The organism is Allobosea sp. (genome assembly GCF_048595345.1).
Lineage (GTDB): Bacteria > Pseudomonadota > Alphaproteobacteria > Rhizobiales > Beijerinckiaceae > Allobosea.
This window is the reverse complement of sequence record NZ_JBMDWH010000243.1, coordinates 89,597-106,949: the sequence shown is the minus strand read 5'-3', so window position 1 is coordinate 106,949 and position 17,353 is coordinate 89,597. Positions and strand designations below refer to the sequence as shown.

Below are 17,353 nucleotides of genomic sequence, written 5' to 3'. Positions count from 1 at the left end.
GCCCGCCAGACCGATCTGCTCGCCCTCAACGCGGCGGTGGAAGCCGCCCGCGCCGGCGAGCACGGCAAGGGCTTCGCGGTCGTCGCCTCCGAGGTGCGCAAGCTCGCCGAGCGCAGCCAGGCCGCGGCGGCCGAGATCGGCGCCCTCTCCAGCGACACGGTCAAGGTCGCGCAGGAAGCCGGCACGATGCTCTCGCGCCTCGTCCCCGATATCCAGAAGACCGCCGAGCTGGTCGAGGAGATCACCGCCGCCTGCCGCGAGCAGGATGTCGGCTCGGCCCAGATCAACCAGGCGATCCAGCAGCTCGACAAGGTGACCCAGCAGAACGCCGCCGCCTCCGAGGAGGTCTCCGCGACCTCCGAGGAGCTCGCGAGCCAGGCCGAGCAGCTGCAGGCCACCATCGCCTTCTTCAAGCTCGATCAGTCCGGCGTCGCAGACCATGCGGTCGGCAAGCTCAAGGCCCAGGCTGCGAAGATGAAGGCCGCCGCGGCGCCCCGGCAGGCGGCGCCCAAGGCCGCCGCCAAGGCGCCCGTGAAGGCGGCTGCCAGGGCCAAGACCGCCAGCGGCGGGTTCTCCTTCGATCTCGACGGATCCGGCGACGACCAGGACGCGGAGTTCCGCCGCGCCTCCTGACGTCATCCGGGGCGCCCACCGGGCGCCCCGCCCCCCCATACCGCAAACGCTTAGCATTGGCAGGAGGCTGACATGTCCCGCACCTCGCAATATCTCACCCTCGGCATCGACGGAGAACTCTTCGGCATCGACATCGCGCATGTCCGCGAGATCCTCGACATGCGGCCGATCTCGAAACTGCCGCATGCCCCGGAGTTCCTGCTCGGCATGATCGACGTCCGCGGCACAGGCTTTCCGATCGTCGACCTGCGCACCAAGCTCGGCCTTCCGCGCGTGCCGGCGACCGAAGCCACCCGCATCATCATCCTCGATGTGCAGATGGACGGCCGCACCATGGGCGTCGGCTTCGTCGCGGACCGCGTCTTCGAGGTGACCAGCCTCGACGCCGAGCAGACCGAAGCTGCGCCCAATGTCGGAGGCCGCTGGCGCTCCAACTACATCGCCGGCATCGGCCGCAAGGGCGAGGCCTTCGTCATCATCCTCGACCTCGCGCGCTTCATGGCCGACACGGAAGTGCCGGAGACCACCAGCATCGGCGCAGCGGCCTGATCTCGAAAACAGGCCACCGGCCACCGGAGACGCCGATGAGCGAGAACCTTCAGGACAAGCACTTCGCCGCCATTGCGACGTTCATCGAGCGCAATGTGGGCATCAAGCTGCCCTTGTCCAAACGCACGATGGTCGAGGGCCGGCTGCGCAAGCGGGTTCGTGTCCTGGGCCTAGCCAACCTCAACGAATACGGACGCTTCCTGTTCGAGCGGAACGGGCTCGAGGCCGAATCCGTTCATCTGATCGACTGCGTCAGCACCAACAAGACCGATTTCTTCCGCGAGCCGAGCCATTTCGACTTCCTTGTGAAGCGGGCCGTGCCCGCCCTTCGCAAGCTGCAGGGTGGCCGGCAGACCCGGCTCAAGATCTGGAGCGCGGCCTGTTCCATCGGGGCGGAAGCCTACACGATCGCCATGGTGCTGCAGGATCTGGCCAACACCCCGAACACAGCCGGAAGCCTCGATTACGCGATCCTCGGCACCGACGTCTCGACCCAGGTTCTGGCCGCAGCGCGCACGGCGATCTATCCGGCATCCTTCCTTTCCCCCGTTCCGGCCGAAATGCAGCAGCGCTACCTCATGCGCTCGCGCGAAGCGGCTCAGGAAACCGTCCGGATCGTGCCGGAACTGCGCCGCAAGGCCAGCTTCGCCCATCTGAACCTGATGGAGACGAGCTATCCCTTCGACCGCGACATCGACGTGATCTTCTGCCGCAACGTGTTGATCTATTTCGACAAGCCGACCCAGGCCGCGGTGTTGTCGCGGCTGACCTCGCATCTGCGGCCCGGTGGCTATCTCATGCTCGGGCATTCAGAATCGATGGCCGGCGCCGGCGTGCCGGGGCTGCGCTCGATCGCCCCCACAATCTACCAGGCGGACAACGCCGAGCTCAGGAGGAGCGCCGCATGACCCGCAACAAACCGATCCGCGTTCTGATCGTGGATGATTCCGCCTCCGTCCGCCAGGTGCTGAATTCGATCCTCTCCACCTCCCCGGGCATCGAGGTGATGGGGACCGCGGCCGATGTCTACGCCGCAACCCGGCGCATGCAGGACGAATTGCCGGATGTGATGATCCTCGACATCGAGATGCCGGGGATGGACGGGCTGACCTTCCTGCGCAAGATCATGGCGCAGCGCCCGATCCCGGTCATCATCTGCTCGACCTTGACCAGCGCCGGCTCCCCGGCCCTGTTCGAGGCGCTCGAATGCGGCGCCGTCGAAGTGCTGGCCAAACCCCGCATCGACACCCGCAACGCCCTGCTGGAGACCGGCGAGAGGCTCCGTCACGCGGTCCATGCCGCCGCGATGGCGCGGCTGCGGCCTCGCACCCCGCGGCCCAGCATGCAGGTCGAACGCAAGCTCACCGCCGATGTGATCATGCCGCCCCCGGTCGCCGGCCGCATGCTGGCGCGCACGGATCGCATCATCTGCATCGGGATTTCGACCGGCGGCACCGAGACCCTGCGCGAGGTATTGGAGACGCTTCCGGCCCATTGCCCGGGCATGGCGATCGTCCAGCACATGCCGGAGAAGTTCACGGCGGCCTTCGCGCGCCGCCTCAACGGCATCTGCGCGATGGAGATCAAGGAAGCCGAGGACGGCGACGAACTCACCGCCGGCCGCGTGCTCATCGCGCCCGGCAACCGTCACATGCTGCTCCAGCGCGCCGGCCAGCATTACCGCGTCGCCATCAAGGACGGCCCGCCGGTCTCGCGCCACCGGCCTTCGGTCGATGTGCTGTTCCGCTCGGCAGCGCAATACGCTGGTAATAACGCATTGGGTATTATCATGACTGGCATGGGCGACGATGGCGCGCGCGGGCTGCTCGAAATGCGCAAGGCGGGGGCTCGAACCCTGGCGCAGGACGAGGAGAGCTGCGTCGTCTTCGGCATGCCGAAGGAGGCCATCGATCTGGGGGCGGCCGAGCGCGTGGTCGGTCTCTCCCGCATCGGCCAGGAGATCATGGCCTGGCCGCAGATGGCGGGGCAGGCGGGCTAGAGCATCGTGTTCCGCGTCCATCGGGACGCGCAATGATCCGCCCCTGGGCCCTTTGAGTGCGAGTATGTGTGCGTTGCGATGCGTGAGGTTGGCATGAACGGTTCGGCTTCCCTAGAAAAGCGGCTCATCGCCTCGCTCGAAGAGCAGGCGCGCACCGTCGACGTGACATTCGCTTCGGCAGGGCGCGACCTTGGGGAAGGTCTGACACTGTTCGATGCGCTGAAGCAGGGGCTCGATGCCCTGTCACGGCAGCTTTCCGGTGCGGAAATCACCGAGGCCGGCGCCACCTTCCGGGGTCTGGCGGCGGATCTGCGGCCCCTGCGCGAGTCCCTCGCCACGGAGACCCATGCGCTGCTGGAGATCGCCAGCCAGTCCGCCAATGCCGGCCGCACGCTGGACAAGCTCGTCGAGCACATCCGGCTGATCACGATTCTCGCCCGCTCGGCCCGTATCGAGTCGATCTCGATCCAGGGCGTGGGCCGCGACTTCGGCGACTTTGCCAACGAGATCGTCGAGCTCACCACCCAGGCCCAGCGCACGATCGAGACCTGCGCGCGCGACCATGCCCGCATGAGCAATCTGCTGCATGCCGCCCTCTCCTCCCAGCGCGAATTCGAGAGCCGGTACGGCGCGGCGCTCTGGGCGCTGGCGGACAAGCTGGGCGTCACCATCGCCGAGGTGGAGAACCGGCAGCGGCGCGGCATCGAACTCGCCAGCGAGGCGGCGGAGCGCTCCGGCAAGATCGCGCTGGCGGCGGGCATGGCCATCGTGACCCTGCAATCGGGCGACAGCGTCCGCCAGCGGCTGGAGCATGCCATCGCCGGGCTGCGGCTGGCAGCCACGCTCGAAGAGGGAGCGCCTGCGGAGCTGGCGCCGGAAGAAGCGCAGATCGCGCATCTGCTGCTGCTGCTCGTGGAATCGGCACAGCTCGAGGCCTCGGCCCAGACGCTCGCCCAGGACACGCGCGACATCGAGCGCAATCTCCTCGTGCTGCGCAACGACACCACCGGGCTGCTCGATCTCGTGCGCTCGCTCTACGGCACGGATAGCGCCCAGTCCGGCTCCTTCATGGCCGAGATCGGCACCGATCTGGGACAGGCCTCGGCGCTGCTCGGCAAGTGCAACACCGCCCGGGCCGGCGTCGACCAAGTCGCCAAGGCGCTGGGCTCGCTTCTGGATGTTTGCCAGCAAACGGTCGACGCCCTGGCCACCACCGTCTCGAACATCGTGCTCATCGGCACCAATGCGGGCCTGCGCGCCGCCCGCGTCGGCAGCAATGGCCGCAGCCTCGTCGTCATCGCGCAGGAGCTGAAATTCGCCGCCGATCTGGTCGCGCGCGACTCGCGCACCCTGCCGGACACCTTCGCGCTGATGCAGAAGGCCTCTCTGGAGCTGAAGCGGGAAGACAGGCTCGACGCCGGCCATTTCGACGGGTTCGAGCGCGAGATGGGCGCCGCGCTCGCCACCATGCAATCCGTCGCCTCGCGGCTGGAGGCGGAGCTGGACAGGCTGACCCGCGAAGGCGGTGCCTTCGGCCATGCCCTCGATCAGGCGCGGCTCGGCTTTTCCGCCGTTGGAGCCTCGGCCGAAGTCGTTGCCGGCGCCGCCCATGCGGTGGCGGGGCAAACCGGCGGCGCCCGGCCTCCGCAGAACGCCTCGGCCCAGCGCGCACGCGAATGGGTCACCGACAAGATCCGCCGCCATTACACGATGGCCGCCGAACGCACGATCCACGACAGCATCGTCGGAGCGACCGGCAGCGCCGCGCCGGCGGCCGCCGAAGTGAGCGAACCGGCGCCGCAGGACGACGATATCGACGCCTTGCTGTTCTGAGCATCGTCGACCCGCCAGGGCGAAAGCATCGTCCCGATCAGTGAAACGTGCTTTTCGGAACGATCCGATGCTCCATCGCGACGCGCGCGACGGCTCGAACGCGCCGGCGGCCAGCGCCGCCACCGGCGATGCACGGACGAGCCCGGCGGTGACGAGAGCCGGCCCTCGTCAAGCCGCTTTGCGCGATTGCGAATGCGGATCGAGGATGTCACGCAGCCCGTCTCCCAGCAGGTTGAGGCCGAGCACGGTCAGGAAGATCGCGAGCCCCGGGAAGATCGAGATCCAGGGCGCGGTCGCGATCTGGTCGCGGGCGTCGGACAGCATCGAGCCCCAGCTCGGAAAGGGCGGGCGGATGCCGAGGCCGAGGAAGGACAGCGAGGCTTCCGCCAGCACCGCGCCACCCATGCCGAGCGTGCCGATGACGATGATCGGGCCCGCGACATTCGGCAGGATCTGCGTCAGCATGATGCGGAAGGTGCCGTAGCCGAGGGAGCACGCCGCCTCCACATAGCCGAGCTGCTTCACCGAGAGGGTCGCCGCGCGGGTCAGCCGGCAGGTGAAGGACCAGTTGGTGAGGCCGAGCGCGATCAGCAGGCTGGTGAGGCCGGGCGACAGGATCGCCATGATCGCCAGCGCGAAGACCAGCGAGGGGATCGCCAGCATCATATTGGTGAGCCCGTTGACGAAATCGTCCCACCAGCCGCCCCAATAGCCGGCGGTGAGCCCGAAGGCGACACCGATCATGGTGTTGATCAACTGCGAAACGACCCCGACGGTGAGCGAGATGCGCGCGCCGTAGAGCACCCGGCTGAAAATGTCGCGGCCCTGCGCATCGGTGCCGAACCAGAATTCCCGGCCGGGCGGGATTTCCGCATTCATCAGATTGGCGTCCATCACCGGGTCGGTATGGGCGAGCCAGGGTGCGAAGACGCCGCCGATCACCACCGCCGCGAAACAGGCGCCGCCGATCCAGAGGTTGGCTCGGAATTTCATTCCATCGGCCTCAGCTGTATTTGATGCGCGGATCGACGAACGCGCAGAGCACGTCGACGGCGATGTTCACGACGAGGAAGAACAGCACGATCGTCAGGATGCAGCCCTGCACGACCGGGATGTCGCGCCAGGTGACGCTGTCCACCAGCAGCGATCCCAGGCCCGGCCAGGCGAAGAGCTTCTCGACCACGACGGCCTGCCCCAGCACCGAGCCGAACTGCAAACCCAGCGTCGTCAGCACGATGACGAGCGCGTTGCGCAGCACATGCCAGCGCAGCACGCGATAGGAGCCGGAGCCCTTGGCGCGGGCGGTGCGGATGAAATCGGCATGCATCACCTCCAGCACCGCCGCCCGCGCCGTCCTTGCGAGCAGAGCCAACGGGGCGACGCCGAGCGCGAAGGCCGGGAGCACGATGTAGCGCGGATTGCCGTCGCCATAGCCGAAGCTCGGAAACCAGCCGAGCGTCAGCGCGAAGGCATACATCAAGAGGAGTCCGAGCCAGAACAGCGGCAGCGACAGGCCGGAGACAGCGAAGACCATCGAGAGCATGTCGACCCAGCTGCCGGGCTTCAGCGCGGCGAGGAAGCCCAGCGGCACGCCGATCATCACCGCGAAGACCATGGCCGCGATGGCGAGTTGCAGACTCGGCCACAGCCGCTCGGCGATCAGCATCGTCACCGGCTGTCGGGTGCGGAAGGAATCGCCGAGATCGAAGGTCGCGAGCCCGCCGACATAGCGCGCCAGCCGCTCGGGCAGCGGCTGGTCGAGGCCGAACTGCTTGTTCATTCGCGCAATGGTCTCCGCGTCGACATTGGTGCGCCCGTCCGCCATCTGGCTGGTCGCGAAGTCGCCGGGGATGACGCTGAACAGCACGAAGATCAGGGCCGCCACCGCCAGCAGGATCGGGATGGCCTGAAGCAGGCGACGGATGATGTAGGGCAGCATGGGGTCGCTCCTGATGGCGGCCTCGGGCACGCTCAGCCGGCACTACGGACACTCCGTCATCCCGGGCGGATCGAAGCTAGAGCCGGGACCCATTCCGGAACGGTTCAGGCATGGATCCCGGATCGATGCCGCTCGCGGCATGTCCGGGATGACGGTGTGCGCCACCGCATCCCGGCACGAAGCAGGATCACTTCGCCGGCGACGTCGCGTCGACCCAGAGGTCCTCGTAGCGCTGGAGCGCGAGCTCCGTGGCGTTCGGCTGCAGGCCGTGGAGCCAGGGCTGATAGGCCAGCACCGCCTTGTTGTAGTTGAAGAACCAGACCGGCGCCTCTTCCTGCAGCATGGCGTTGGCCTTGCGCAGCATCTCGAGCTGCTTGGCCGGGTCGGCCTCGGCCGAGGCGGCGTCGATCAGCTTGTCGTACTCAGCATTCTTGAAGGTCGTGTAGTTGCAGGAGGAGCGCGGCGTGGCCGAGTGGAAGCATTTCAGCCGGGTCAGCGCGTCCGGCCCTGAGGTGTTGGACCAGATATAGGCCTGGAAATCGCCCTTCGCGACGACCCCGCCCAGCGCCGAGGTTTCGACCGGCTTGACCTTCACCTTGATGCCGACCTTGGCCAGCATCGGGATCGTTGCCTCGACGATAGGGATGCCCCAGCTCTCGTTCGGCGTCGCCGTCCATTCGAACTCGAACCCGTCAGGATAGCCGGCCTCGACCAGCAGCTTCTTGGCCTTGTCGGGGTCGAAGGGATAGGGCTTGGCGTCCTTGTCGAAGGCCGGCACCGAGCTCGGCAGCCAGCTGACGGCGCGATAGGCCTTGTCCCGGACCAGCCGCTTGATGATCAGGTCGCTGTCGATCGCGTAGTTGATCGCCTGTCGCACCCGCTTGTCTGCAAAGGGCTTGAACTCCGGGTTCATGCCCATATTGCGGGTGAAGACCTCGGCGACCTCGAGCAGCCCCTTCGAGAGGTTCGCATCCGCCTTGTAGGCGACATATTGCGTGGACCCGAGGATGGAGACGTCGATCTCCTTGTTGCGGAAGGCGACGTCGCGCGCCGCCGCCTCGCCCATCGGCGTGATCACCAGCCTGTCGGCATAGGGCTTGCCGGGCTTGTAGTACTTCTCCCATTTGGCGAAGACCATGCGCGAGCCGGGAACGTGCTCGACGAACTTGAACGGCCCGAGCCCGACCGGCTTGTCGAAGAAGCCGGGCTCCTGCGCCTCCTTGGCCGGAAGGATGGCGGTGGTCGCGCTGTAGAACAGGAAGCCGGGATCGACCTTGTCCGTCATCGTCATCTCGACGGTGCGGTCGTCGATCTTCTTGAGGCCCGAAATGTCCTTGGCCTCGCCCTTGCGGACCTCGTTCGCCCCCTTGATGCGCGCGACATAGAGCGCACCGGGATAGTTCTTCGAGCCATCCATGATCCTCGTGAAGGACCAGATCACGTCATCGGCGGTGAGCTTGCGGCCGTTGTGAAACGTCGCGTCGCGCAGCTTCACCGTATAGGTCAGCCCGTCGGCCGACGCAGCGACGCTCTCGGCGACCTCGGGCATCGGCTTCCCCGCCGCCGAATCCCAGCGATAGAGCATCCCATGCAGGGCGTAGCCGTAGATCTCGTCCTGGATCTGGTTGGAAACATGGCTGTCATTGCTGACGAAAGAGGCGCCATAGGGTGCCGTGAACCGAATCGTTCCGCCGCTGCGCGGTTCCTGCGCGTGTGCGGCGAACGCGGCCAGCGAGATTGCGGTCGCGAGTGCCAGTCTCTTCAACATCTCGTTCCTCCCATGTGATTGGCGCTTCGGCTTGGTGCCGGAGTCGTTGTTTCCCGATGGAACCATAGCGGCTGCTTGCCGCTTGTCTGCCCCTTATTTGCGCAGGCTCGCTCAGGCCTGCGCGCGCTCATAGACGATTTTGCCGTCGAGGATCGTCAGATCGCAGGCCGTCTCCCTGAGGATGGCATCGGCGTCGGCATCGAGCAGGTTGCGCGAAAAGACCGCGACATCCGCGAGCTGCCCCGCCACCAGCTTGCCCTTCACCCGCTCGCGCTTCTGCGAGAAGGCGCCGAACTCGGTATAGGCCTGGAGCGCCTCCTCGATCGAGACGCATTGTCCGGCATCCATCACCGTGCCCTTCCAGGTCCGGCGCGTCAGCATGGCGGAGAAGTTGGGGAAGGGGTTGGGATCGCAGACCGGCGCGTCGCTGCCCGTCGCCGGCTTCAGGCCGAGATCGAACCAGGTGCGCAAGGGATAGCTGGGCAGGGCGCGCTGGGGTCCCAGCACCTTGACGTAGGCATCGCCGAAATCATGGATGAAGACCTGCTGCGGGCAGGGATAGATGGCGGCCTTCACCATCCGCTCGTGCTGGGCCGGCGTCGAGAAGCCGCAATGCTCGATGCGGTGGCGGCGGTCGGGGTCGGGATGGGCCGCGAGCGCTTTTTCATAGGCCGTGATCAGCTGTTCGATCGCGGCATCGCCGATGGCGTGGCAGGCGAGCTGGTAGCCCTTCACATGCGCGTCCATCACCATGCGCTCGAGCTCGGCATCGTCCCACATCCAGACGCCGGTCGTCTCGTCCTCGCCGAGATAGGGCTCGCTCATCCAGGCGGTGCGCCCGCCGGCCGAGCCGTCGAGGAAGAGCTTCACGGCGCCGATCATCAGCATGTCGTCGCCGGTGCCGCTGATCAGGCCGGCGGCATGGCAGTCGGGAACGATGGAACGCCCCTCGTCGCCGAGCAGGGTGAGCCAGGTGCGGACCGGCAGACGCCCGTCGCGCTTGGCTCTGGTGTAGGCGCCGATCTCACGGAAGCCTGCCTTCTGTCCGACGGCGGCGTCCATGCAGCTGGTGATGCCGAGCGAGAGCAGATAGTTGCCGCCGCGCTCGATCGCGGCGACCAACTCCTCCTCGGTCGGCGCGGGCACGGCAGCCTGCACAGGCGCGCGGGCATTTTCGGCGAGCAGGCCGGTGAGCCGGCCGTTCTGCTGCTCGATCAGGCCACCCTGTGGCGTCGGCGAGGATTCGTCGATACCGCCGAGCTCGAGCGCCCGCGAATTGCAGATCGCGATATGCCCGCAGGTTCGCACCAGCATGACCGGGTTGTTCGGCGCGGCGCGGTCCAGCTCCTCGCGATAAGGATGGCGGCCGGTGTCGAGCTTGGTCTGGTCGTAGCCGCGGGAGAGAATCCATTCGCCCGGCTTGGCCGTTGCGGCCCGCTCCGCGATGGCGCCGAGCAGCGCTTCCAGAGTCGGCGCGGCCTCCGGCCGGGAATCGACCCAGCCCATCGTCATACCCAGCGAGATGAGGTGGAGATGGGAATCGTTCAGGCCCGGCGTCGCAAGCCTCCCCTCGAGGTCGATGATCCGGGTTTCAGGGCCGGCGAGCGGTGCGATCTCGTCATCGCGCCCAGCGGCCAGCACCTTGCCCTGCCAGATCGCCAGCGCCTCGACGACGCCTTCCTCACGGCCGCACCAGATCGGGCCGTTGCGCAGAATGATGTCGGCATGAACGCTCATCGTCGCCGTCTCCCTAGGCCACGTCCCTCGCCTTGGAGCGAGAGACTGTTCAATTTTCTTGACAGTCTTGTTGAGCGGCACGGGGGTGACCACCCCGTGCCGGCGCATGCGGGCCCTCTGCCAAAGCGGATTGCGCAACCGGGACGGGTGGCGCAGCCTCCCGGCCCCGGTTAGGTCACGCCGGCGGTTGATGCCGTCTGCGACCTAGCCCCGAGGGAAGGTCAGCGGCGAGTAGTCCGTGACCGGCCGCTTGGCCCAGTCATTCGCTGGCGCGGCCGCCTCGGTTCGCTTCTGCGCCTCGGTGAGGCGGCGCGCCGCGGCGGGGTAGTCCATCGTCAGCACCTCGCCATCGGCGACCACCAGCCTGCCATCGACATAGACGCGGTCCACGGCGCGCTCGGCGGCCGCATAGACCAGGCTGCGGACGGGGTCCCGCCGCGGCTGCATCATCGGATGCTCCAGATCCACGAGGACGAGATCGGCCTTGCAGCCGGCTTCGAGCCGCCCGATGTCCTCGCGGCCGAGCGCCGCTGCACCGATCGTGGTCGCGGCATCGAAGATGTCCGTCGTCGTCAGCGTGCGGGGGTTCTCCGCCATCATGCGGGCGACGTAGCCGACATGGCGCATCTCCTCCAGCATGTTGTGCGGATAGGTATCGGTACCCAGGCCGATCTCCACCCCGGCGCGCCGATAGCGCCCGAAATCGTCGAGCGCGATACCCCGCCGCAGGAAGACGGTGGGGCAGTGGGCGACGCGCGTGCCGGTCTCTGCCAGCAGCGCGAGGTCGCGCCGGCTATGCCAGGCCACGCGAGGGTAATCGTCAAGGAAGATGCCGTGGCCGATGATGCTGGTGTCGCCGAGCACGCCGAGCTTCTCCAGCCATTGGATCGGCGAGACGCCATGGCGCCGGGTGATCTCGTGGAACTCGACGGTCGATTGCGCGGCGTGGATCTGCCAGGGCAGCCCGCGCCGCTTGGCTTCCGCGTAGCTGTCCTTGATCAGGCCTTCGCTGCAGGTGTCGATCTGTGCCGGGCAGACCATGCCGAAGAGGCGCCCGCTCGCATTGGCCTGCGCCTGCTCGATCAGCGAGAAGGCCTGCGTCATCGCGGCCTCGGCTGCCTTCTCGTCCCATTCATATTCGACGACGTAGCCGTTCTTCGTGAACCAGCGCCCCGAGCGGAACATCGGCGAGATGCAGACGCGCATCCCGCTCCTGTCGGCGAGGTCCAGCCATTGCGGATGCGCGACGGAGAGATCGGCGACCGTCGTCACGCCCGAGAGCAGCAGCTCCGAATAGGCGACCTGCACGCAATCGGGCACCGCCTGCGCATCCGGCCGCAGGATCGGCATGAACTCGTAGAGCGAGGAGTTGTAGAGCGCCGGCGAGCCGGTCTCGTCGAGGAAGCCCTTGTTCAGCGCCTCGCTCGAGGGATGCGAATGAATGTTGACGAGACCGGGCATGACCATGCGGCCGGCGCCGTCGATCGTCTCGTCGGCATGGCCCTGATAGCCCTGGCCGACGAAACGCAGCGTGCCGTCCTCGAAGGCGACGTCGGCGCCCGCGAGATAGACGTGGCGCGCCTGCCCGGCATCCCAGGCGACGACGATCTCGGCGTTCTTGATCAGTGTGACCGGCATGGTGCGTGTTCTCCCGCAAGGCATCGAGACGGGCGCCGCGCGGCCTTCGCCATGCGACGCCCCCGTTCGGCTCAGCGCTTCAGCCTGATGTCGAGGCCCTTGTAGAGGCCAGCCCCGTAGATGCCGTGGGCGCGCGCACCCTCGACGCGGTCGCCCGCGACGAGCCAGAGCGGCTGCGAGGCCAGCGGCACCCAGACATTGGCGTCGGTCAGCTGCATCTGCACGGCATCGATGGCCTGCTTGCGCTTGGCGCCGTCCGTGGCGGTGGCGGCCTCCCGGAGCAGCGTGTCCGTCTGCTCGTTCTTCCAGTTCATGCGGTTGGGCGTCGGCGCCTGCTGGCTGCGGAAGTAGAGGCTCAGAGCCTCGGTCGCGGTGACGTAAGGATAAGACATCAGAAAGGCGTCGAATTCCTGCGTGGCCAGCTTGCCCCAGGCAACGGTGGCGTCCCAGAGCTGGATCTTCATGTCGATGCCGACCTTGCGCAGATCCGCCTGCATCGCTTCGGAGATGCGCGGATTGTCGGCATTGCGAATGCCGTAGACGGTGAAGCTCGCCTTCTCGCCGTCCTTCTCGCGGATGCCGTCGGCACCCATCTTCCAGCCGGCGTCCTCGAGCAGCTTGGCGGCCGCCTTCTGGTCGTATTTCGGCATGGCCTTGGCGGATGCGGCGTCGTAATCCACCACGGCGGGGTTGAGCAGGGAGGGCAGGGTCTGGCCCTTGCCGAAATAGATCGCCTTGGCGATCGCCTCCTTGTCGACCGCCATGTTCGCGGCCTCTCGGATCACCTTGTCCTTCACCACGGGCTTGTCGACCTTGAAGCCCATGAAAACGTCATAGATGTAGTTCTTCTGCTGCTGGACCGTCATGCCCGGAATGCGCTGCATGGTGTCGAGCGCGATATAGGGCATGTAATAGGTCACGTCGGCCTGCTTGGCCTGGATCGCCGCCATCAGCGTGTTCGATTCCGGGATCACCTTCCAGACGATGTCCTCGACCTGGGGCTTGGGGTCCTTGTAGATCGGCGGGCCCCAGGCATAGGCCGGGTTCTTCTTCAGCACGAGTTCCTGCCGCGGCGTCCATTTCACCCAGCAATAGGGGCCGGTGCCGTTGAAGCCCTGCACGCCGAAATTGGCGCCGAGCTTCTCGACCGTGTTCCTGTCGACGATCGAGGAGAAGGACAGCGCGAGCTGGAACAGCAGGTCGCTATAGGGCTCCTTCAGCTCGTAGATCAGGGAATCGCCTTCCGCGCGAACCTCCTTGACCGGCCCGCCGCGGAAAGCGGTCGGCGACTTGTTGGCCGGGTCGGTCCAGCGCTTCAGCGAATAGACGACGTCGTCGATCGTCATCGGCCGCCCGTCGCAAAACTTCACGTCCTGGCGGATCTTGAAGGTGTAGGTCTTGCCGTCGGGCGAGACGGTCCAGCTCTCGGCGAGGCCGGGCTTGATCGTCTTCATGTCGAAATCGACGCTGACCAGCGTGTCGGCCAACATGTACATGACCTCCGCCGCGGCCGTAGCGGTCGAGCGGATCGGGTCGTAATTGTCGGCGTCGATCACGCGCAGGATCGAGAGCGGCGCCTTCTGCTGGGCGAGGGCCGGGGCGGCGAGGCCAAGCGCGCAGGCCGCGCCCGCGAACAGGAAGCCGGCAAATCTGGTCATGGATGAACCCCTCTTTTGCTTGTGATTCATGGTCGCGGTCATTTGCGCAGCTTCGGGTCGAGCGCGTCGCGCAGGCCGTCGCCGAGCACGTTGAAGGCCAGCACGACGGCGAAGATGACGAGGCTCGGCAGCACCGAGACATGCGGCGCGAAGAACAGGAAATTGCGCCCATCCGCCGCCATCGCGCCGAGCTCGGCCATCGGCGGCTGCGCACCGAGGCCGAGGAAGGAGAGCGCCGCGCCGAGCAGGATCACCTGGCCGAAGCGCAGGGTCACGAAGACGAAGATCGCCGAGAGGCAGTTCGGCAGCACATAGCGCAGGATGATGTGCCGATCCCTCAGCCCGAGCGAGCGCGCTGCCTCGATATAGCCCTGCTGAAGCACCACCAGCGCCGAGCCGCGCACGACGCGCGCCATCAGCGGCACCGTGGCGATGGCCAGCGCGATGACGACGGCGGTCAACCCCGGCCCGAAGATCGCCGCGATGGCGAGGCCGAACAGGATCGCCGGGAAGGAGAGCAGCACGTCCATCAGCCGCATCAGCATGCCCGACAACCGCGGATAGAAGGCTGCGAGGAAACCGACGATCCCGCCGATGAGGCCACCGATCGCCACGGAAGCAAAGCCCATGATTAGCGTGGTCCGCAGCCCGTAGAGCAGGCGCGTGGCCATGGCGCGGCCCTGTCCATCCGTCCCGAGCCAGCCGAGATCGCCGGGTGCCTTCAGCGTGTTGGCGAGGTCGTTCGCATAGGGGTCGGTCGGCGCGAGCCAGGGCGCGAAGACCCCGCACAGGATCGCGAGCACGACCAAAGCCAGCGCGATGCAGGCTCCGACATCCGACAGCAGCATACGAAGCACCGAGATCCGCCCGGCGATGGCGACCGGCGGGAGCGCGTTCTGCAGAGGATCGCCGGCCACACTCATCAGCCGCTCCTCACGCGCGGATCGAGGACGCCATAGAGCACATCGACCGCCAGGTTGATCAGGATGAAACCCAGCGAGAGCACGATGATGGTGCCCTGCGCCATCGGCAAATCGCTGGAAAGGATCGCGCCGACGGCCAGGCGCCCGATGCCCGGCCAGGAGAACACCGTCTCCGTCACCACCGCCCCGCCGAGCAGAAAGCCGATCTGCAATCCGATCAGAGTGACGACCGGAACCAGCGCGTTGCGCAAAGTGTGGCGCAGCAGCACGCGCATCTCGCCGAGGCCCTTGGCGCGGGCGGTGCGGACATGGTCGGCCCCCATCTCGTCCAGAACGGAGGTGCGCGTCATCCGCGCCACCGGCCCCACGAAGACACCGCCCAGCGTGACCGCCGGAAGGATGATGCCCTGCAGCCCCTCCCAGGTCCAAAGCGGGCCGGTGCGGCCGGTGAAGGGCAGGATCGGATATTTGAAGCCGAACAGCCAGATCAGCCCGAGCCCGAGGAAGAACACCGGCAGCGACACTCCGCCGACCGAGACCGCCATGATCGCCCGGTCGAGCAGCGAGCCGCGATAATAGGCGCCGACCGTGCCCAGAAACATGCCGAGCGGGATCGCCCAGACGAGCGAGGCGAACATCAGCTCCAGAGTCGGGCCGATGGTGTTGCCCAGCTCCTGCACCACCGGCACGTTGTTGATGATCGAGACGCCGAGATCGCCCTGGGCGAGCCGGCCGATATAGAGCAGGAATTGCTTCCAGAGCGGCTCGTTGAGCCCGAGTTCCTGCCGGATGGCGGCCACCACATCCTGCGTCGCGGTCGGGCCGGCGCGAACCTGCGCGGGATCGGTCGGCACCACCTGCATCAGCAGGAAGCCGACCAGCAGCACACCCAGCATCACCGGCAGGACGAGAACCAGCCTTTGCAGCGCGTGCCGCAGCATGTCCTGCCCCTATTGCGCCGCTGCGGCCATCTGGCCGTGCCGGTCGAAGACGATCTCGCCGCCGAGCAAGGTCAGGTCGCAGCGCACCTCGTTCTCCAGCATCTCGACAGGCACCGCGAAAATGTCGTGCGACAGCACTGCGATATCGGCCAACTGCCCCGGCACCAGCCGCCCGAGCCGCTCCTCCGCGAACTGGGTATAGGCACCGAGCGCCGTATAAGCGTGGACCGCCTCCTCCATCGAGATCCGCTGGTCCTCGCCGATCACGGTGCCGCGCTTGGTCTTGCGGGTCACCATCGTGAAGAGATTCTTGAACGGATCGGTGGCGCAGACCGGCGCATCCGAACTCGCGGCCGCATGCAGGCCGCCATCCAGCCATTTGCGCATCGGATAGGAGGAATGGGCCCGCTGCTCACCGAGATTGGTGACGTAGAGATCTCCGAATTCGTAGATGAAGCAGGGCTGGGGCAGCGGATCGATGCCGGCGCCCGCCATGCGGGCGAGCTGGGCGTCGGTCAGGAAGCCGCAATGCTCGATGCGATGGCGGCGCCCCTTGATCGGGTGCTCGGCGCTGTCGGCCTTCTCGATGCCGGTGATGACCTGCTCGATCGCGGCGTCGCCGATGGCGTGGATCGCGAGCTGGTAGCCGAGTTCGTGATAATGCTTGAGGAAAGCGTGCATCCGCTCATCCGGGTAGATGAAGATGCCGCGATTGTCGGGATCGCCCACGATATAGGGCTCGCTCATCGCCGCGGTCAGGCCGCCGGCGCTGCCGTCCCCGAAGACCTTCATCGCCCCGTAGCGCAGCAGGCCGATCTCGCGGCCGAAGCGGTAGCCAGCCGCGTGGGCCTCGTCGCCGATGCCGTCGGCGTTGCCATAGATGCAGACCCAGGTCCGTACCGGCAGTGCCCCTTCCCGCGCCGCCTCTTCATAGGCGGCGATTTCATCCATGCCCGCCGTCATGCCGACGCCGGCATCCATCACGCTGGTGAAGCCTTGGGACAGCATGTAATGCCCGGCCTTCTCGATCGCCTCGCGCAGCTGCGCAGCGCTGGGGCGCGGCATGGCCTCGACCACGAGCCGCAATGCGCTTTCAGCGAGCAGGCCCGTCAATCGGTTGTCGCGGCGCTCGATCAGCCCGCCATCCGGGCTCGGCGTATTGTGGCCGATTCCGGCCTCCTGCATGGCCCGGCTGTTGATGACGCCGACATGGCCGCAGGTGCGCTTGATGTAGACCGGATTGTCGGGCGCGACCCGGTCCAGTTCCTCGGCCGTCGGATGGCGCAGCTCGGCGAGCTCATTGTGGTCGTAACCGCGACCGAAGACCCATTCGCCGGGCATCTTGCCCTTTGCCGCGGCGCCGACCCGGCGCAGCAGCTCCGCCATGCTCGTCACGCCTTCCTCCGGCCGCAGATTGACTTCGCTCATGCCGAGCCCGAGCGGCAGCAGATGCATATGCGCGTCGTTGAGGCCGGGGATGGCGACGCGCCCGGCCAGATCGACGATTGTCGTCCCGGGACCTTGCAGGCTGCGGATATCCTCTGCCGACCCGGCCGCGAGCACCTTGCCTCCGGCAAGGGCCAGCGCCTCGGCGAAACCCTCCGCGAGCCCGCAAAAGACGCGCCCGTTGAGAAGAACGGTATCGGCTATCGTCATGATTGTCGTTACGTCCCTGCATCGACCATGGGTAGGCTCGGCAGGAATCCAGCGGTCAGTATTCGACAGTAAACCGTAC

At 66.8% G+C, this 17,353-nt stretch carries 14 protein-coding genes; 5 read left to right on the top strand and 9 right to left on the bottom strand.

All coding sequences use genetic code 11. From position 1 onward, the window contains the following. The 5 genes from ACOJTB_RS21635 to ACOJTB_RS21615 form a co-directional block, all read left to right on the top strand. The coding region (locus tag ACOJTB_RS21635; protein ID WP_420104589.1) for a methyl-accepting chemotaxis protein at nucleotides 1–633 on the top strand (633 nt) is incomplete at its 5' end. A 72-nt stretch (nucleotides 634–705) separates the two neighbouring features. Then, nucleotides 706–1,182 carry a chemotaxis protein CheW gene (locus ACOJTB_RS21630; RefSeq protein WP_420104588.1) on the top strand — a complete coding sequence of 159 codons (477 nt, stop codon included), beginning with the start codon at nucleotides 706–708 and terminating at the stop codon, nucleotides 1,180–1,182. 35 nt (nucleotides 1,183–1,217) lie between these two features. Beyond that, nucleotides 1,218–2,090, top strand: coding sequence for a CheR family methyltransferase (locus tag ACOJTB_RS21625; protein WP_420104587.1), 873 nt, complete (start codon nucleotides 1,218–1,220; stop codon nucleotides 2,088–2,090). After that, on the top strand, nucleotides 2,087–3,181 hold the full coding sequence (locus ACOJTB_RS21620) for a protein-glutamate methylesterase/protein-glutamine glutaminase (RefSeq protein ID WP_420104586.1): 1,095 nt from the start codon (nucleotides 2,087–2,089) through the stop codon (nucleotides 3,179–3,181). Before ACOJTB_RS21625 ends, ACOJTB_RS21620 begins: the two co-directional genes overlap by 4 nt. Nucleotides 3,182–3,274: 93 nt before the next feature. Further along, the gene (locus ACOJTB_RS21615; protein ID WP_420104585.1) at nucleotides 3,275–5,014 is read left to right on the top strand and encodes a hypothetical protein; all 1,740 of its coding nucleotides are present in this window, start codon (nucleotides 3,275–3,277) and stop codon (nucleotides 5,012–5,014) included. Between the two features lie 168 nt (nucleotides 5,015–5,182). Here the strand turns inward: ACOJTB_RS21615 and ACOJTB_RS21610 are convergent, their stop codons facing one another. The 9 genes from ACOJTB_RS21610 to ACOJTB_RS21570 form a co-directional block, all read right to left on the bottom strand. Further along, complete coding sequence (locus tag ACOJTB_RS21610; RefSeq protein WP_420104584.1) at nucleotides 5,183–6,007, bottom strand: ABC transporter permease; 825 nt, start codon at nucleotides 6,005–6,007, stop codon at nucleotides 5,183–5,185. Between the two features lie 10 nt (nucleotides 6,008–6,017). After that, nucleotides 6,018–6,953, bottom strand: coding sequence for an ABC transporter permease (locus ACOJTB_RS21605; protein ID WP_420104583.1), 936 nt, complete (start codon nucleotides 6,951–6,953; stop codon nucleotides 6,018–6,020). 187 nt (nucleotides 6,954–7,140) lie between these two features. Next, nucleotides 7,141–8,721: an ABC transporter substrate-binding protein gene (locus ACOJTB_RS21600; protein ID WP_420104582.1), complete on the bottom strand. Its 1,581-nt coding sequence runs from the start codon at nucleotides 8,719–8,721 to the stop codon at nucleotides 7,141–7,143. A gap of 111 nt (nucleotides 8,722–8,832) precedes the next feature. Continuing rightward, the gene (locus ACOJTB_RS21595) at nucleotides 8,833–10,458 is read right to left on the bottom strand and encodes an amidohydrolase (RefSeq protein WP_420104581.1); all 1,626 of its coding nucleotides are present in this window, start codon (nucleotides 10,456–10,458) and stop codon (nucleotides 8,833–8,835) included. Nucleotides 10,459–10,662: 204 nt separating this feature from the next. Beyond that, nucleotides 10,663–12,096 carry an amidohydrolase family protein gene (locus ACOJTB_RS21590; protein WP_420104580.1) on the bottom strand — a complete coding sequence of 478 codons (1,434 nt, stop codon included), beginning with the start codon at nucleotides 12,094–12,096 and terminating at the stop codon, nucleotides 10,663–10,665. A 71-nt stretch (nucleotides 12,097–12,167) separates the two neighbouring features. Then, nucleotides 12,168–13,754 (bottom strand): ABC transporter substrate-binding protein, encoded by a 1,587-nt coding sequence (locus tag ACOJTB_RS21585; RefSeq protein ID WP_420104579.1) that lies wholly within the window; start codon nucleotides 13,752–13,754, stop codon nucleotides 12,168–12,170. 38 nt (nucleotides 13,755–13,792) lie between these two features. Then, the gene (locus ACOJTB_RS21580) at nucleotides 13,793–14,677 is read right to left on the bottom strand and encodes an ABC transporter permease (RefSeq protein WP_420104578.1); all 885 of its coding nucleotides are present in this window, start codon (nucleotides 14,675–14,677) and stop codon (nucleotides 13,793–13,795) included. Then, entirely contained in the window at nucleotides 14,677–15,618 is a 942-nt protein-coding gene (locus ACOJTB_RS21575) for an ABC transporter permease (protein ID WP_420104577.1), read from the bottom strand. Before ACOJTB_RS21575 ends, ACOJTB_RS21580 begins: the two co-directional genes overlap by 1 nt. 9 nt (nucleotides 15,619–15,627) lie before the next feature. Continuing rightward, complete coding sequence (locus tag ACOJTB_RS21570) at nucleotides 15,628–17,274, bottom strand: amidohydrolase (protein WP_420104576.1); 1,647 nt, start codon at nucleotides 17,272–17,274, stop codon at nucleotides 15,628–15,630. Between the last annotated feature and the right edge of the window lie 79 nt (nucleotides 17,275–17,353).

What these genes read in the sequence shown, in the direction of transcription:
- ACOJTB_RS21630 (WP_420104588.1), top strand. Translation starts at nt 706, where the DNA reads ATGTCCCGCACCTCGCAATATCTCACCCTCGGCATCGACGGAGAACTC.
- ACOJTB_RS21625 (WP_420104587.1), top strand. Translation starts at nt 1,218, where the DNA reads ATGAGCGAGAACCTTCAGGACAAGCACTTCGCCGCCATTGCGACGTTC.
- ACOJTB_RS21620 (WP_420104586.1), top strand. Translation starts at nt 2,087, where the DNA reads ATGACCCGCAACAAACCGATCCGCGTTCTGATCGTGGATGATTCCGCC.
- ACOJTB_RS21615 (WP_420104585.1), top strand. Translation starts at nt 3,275, where the DNA reads ATGAACGGTTCGGCTTCCCTAGAAAAGCGGCTCATCGCCTCGCTCGAA.
- ACOJTB_RS21610 (WP_420104584.1), bottom strand. Translation starts at nt 6,007, where the DNA reads ATGAAATTCCGAGCCAACCTCTGGATCGGCGGCGCCTGTTTCGCGGCG.
- ACOJTB_RS21605 (WP_420104583.1), bottom strand. Translation starts at nt 6,953, where the DNA reads ATGCTGCCCTACATCATCCGTCGCCTGCTTCAGGCCATCCCGATCCTG.
- ACOJTB_RS21600 (WP_420104582.1), bottom strand. Translation starts at nt 8,721, where the DNA reads ATGTTGAAGAGACTGGCACTCGCGACCGCAATCTCGCTGGCCGCGTTC.
- ACOJTB_RS21595 (WP_420104581.1), bottom strand. Translation starts at nt 10,458, where the DNA reads ATGAGCGTTCATGCCGACATCATTCTGCGCAACGGCCCGATCTGGTGC.
- ACOJTB_RS21590 (WP_420104580.1), bottom strand. Translation starts at nt 12,096, where the DNA reads ATGCCGGTCACACTGATCAAGAACGCCGAGATCGTCGTCGCCTGGGAT.
- ACOJTB_RS21585 (WP_420104579.1), bottom strand. Translation starts at nt 13,754, where the DNA reads ATGACCAGATTTGCCGGCTTCCTGTTCGCGGGCGCGGCCTGCGCGCTT.
- ACOJTB_RS21580 (WP_420104578.1), bottom strand. Translation starts at nt 14,677, where the DNA reads ATGAGTGTGGCCGGCGATCCTCTGCAGAACGCGCTCCCGCCGGTCGCC.
- ACOJTB_RS21575 (WP_420104577.1), bottom strand. Translation starts at nt 15,618, where the DNA reads ATGCTGCGGCACGCGCTGCAAAGGCTGGTTCTCGTCCTGCCGGTGATG.
- ACOJTB_RS21570 (WP_420104576.1), bottom strand. Translation starts at nt 17,274, where the DNA reads ATGACGATAGCCGATACCGTTCTTCTCAACGGGCGCGTCTTTTGCGGG.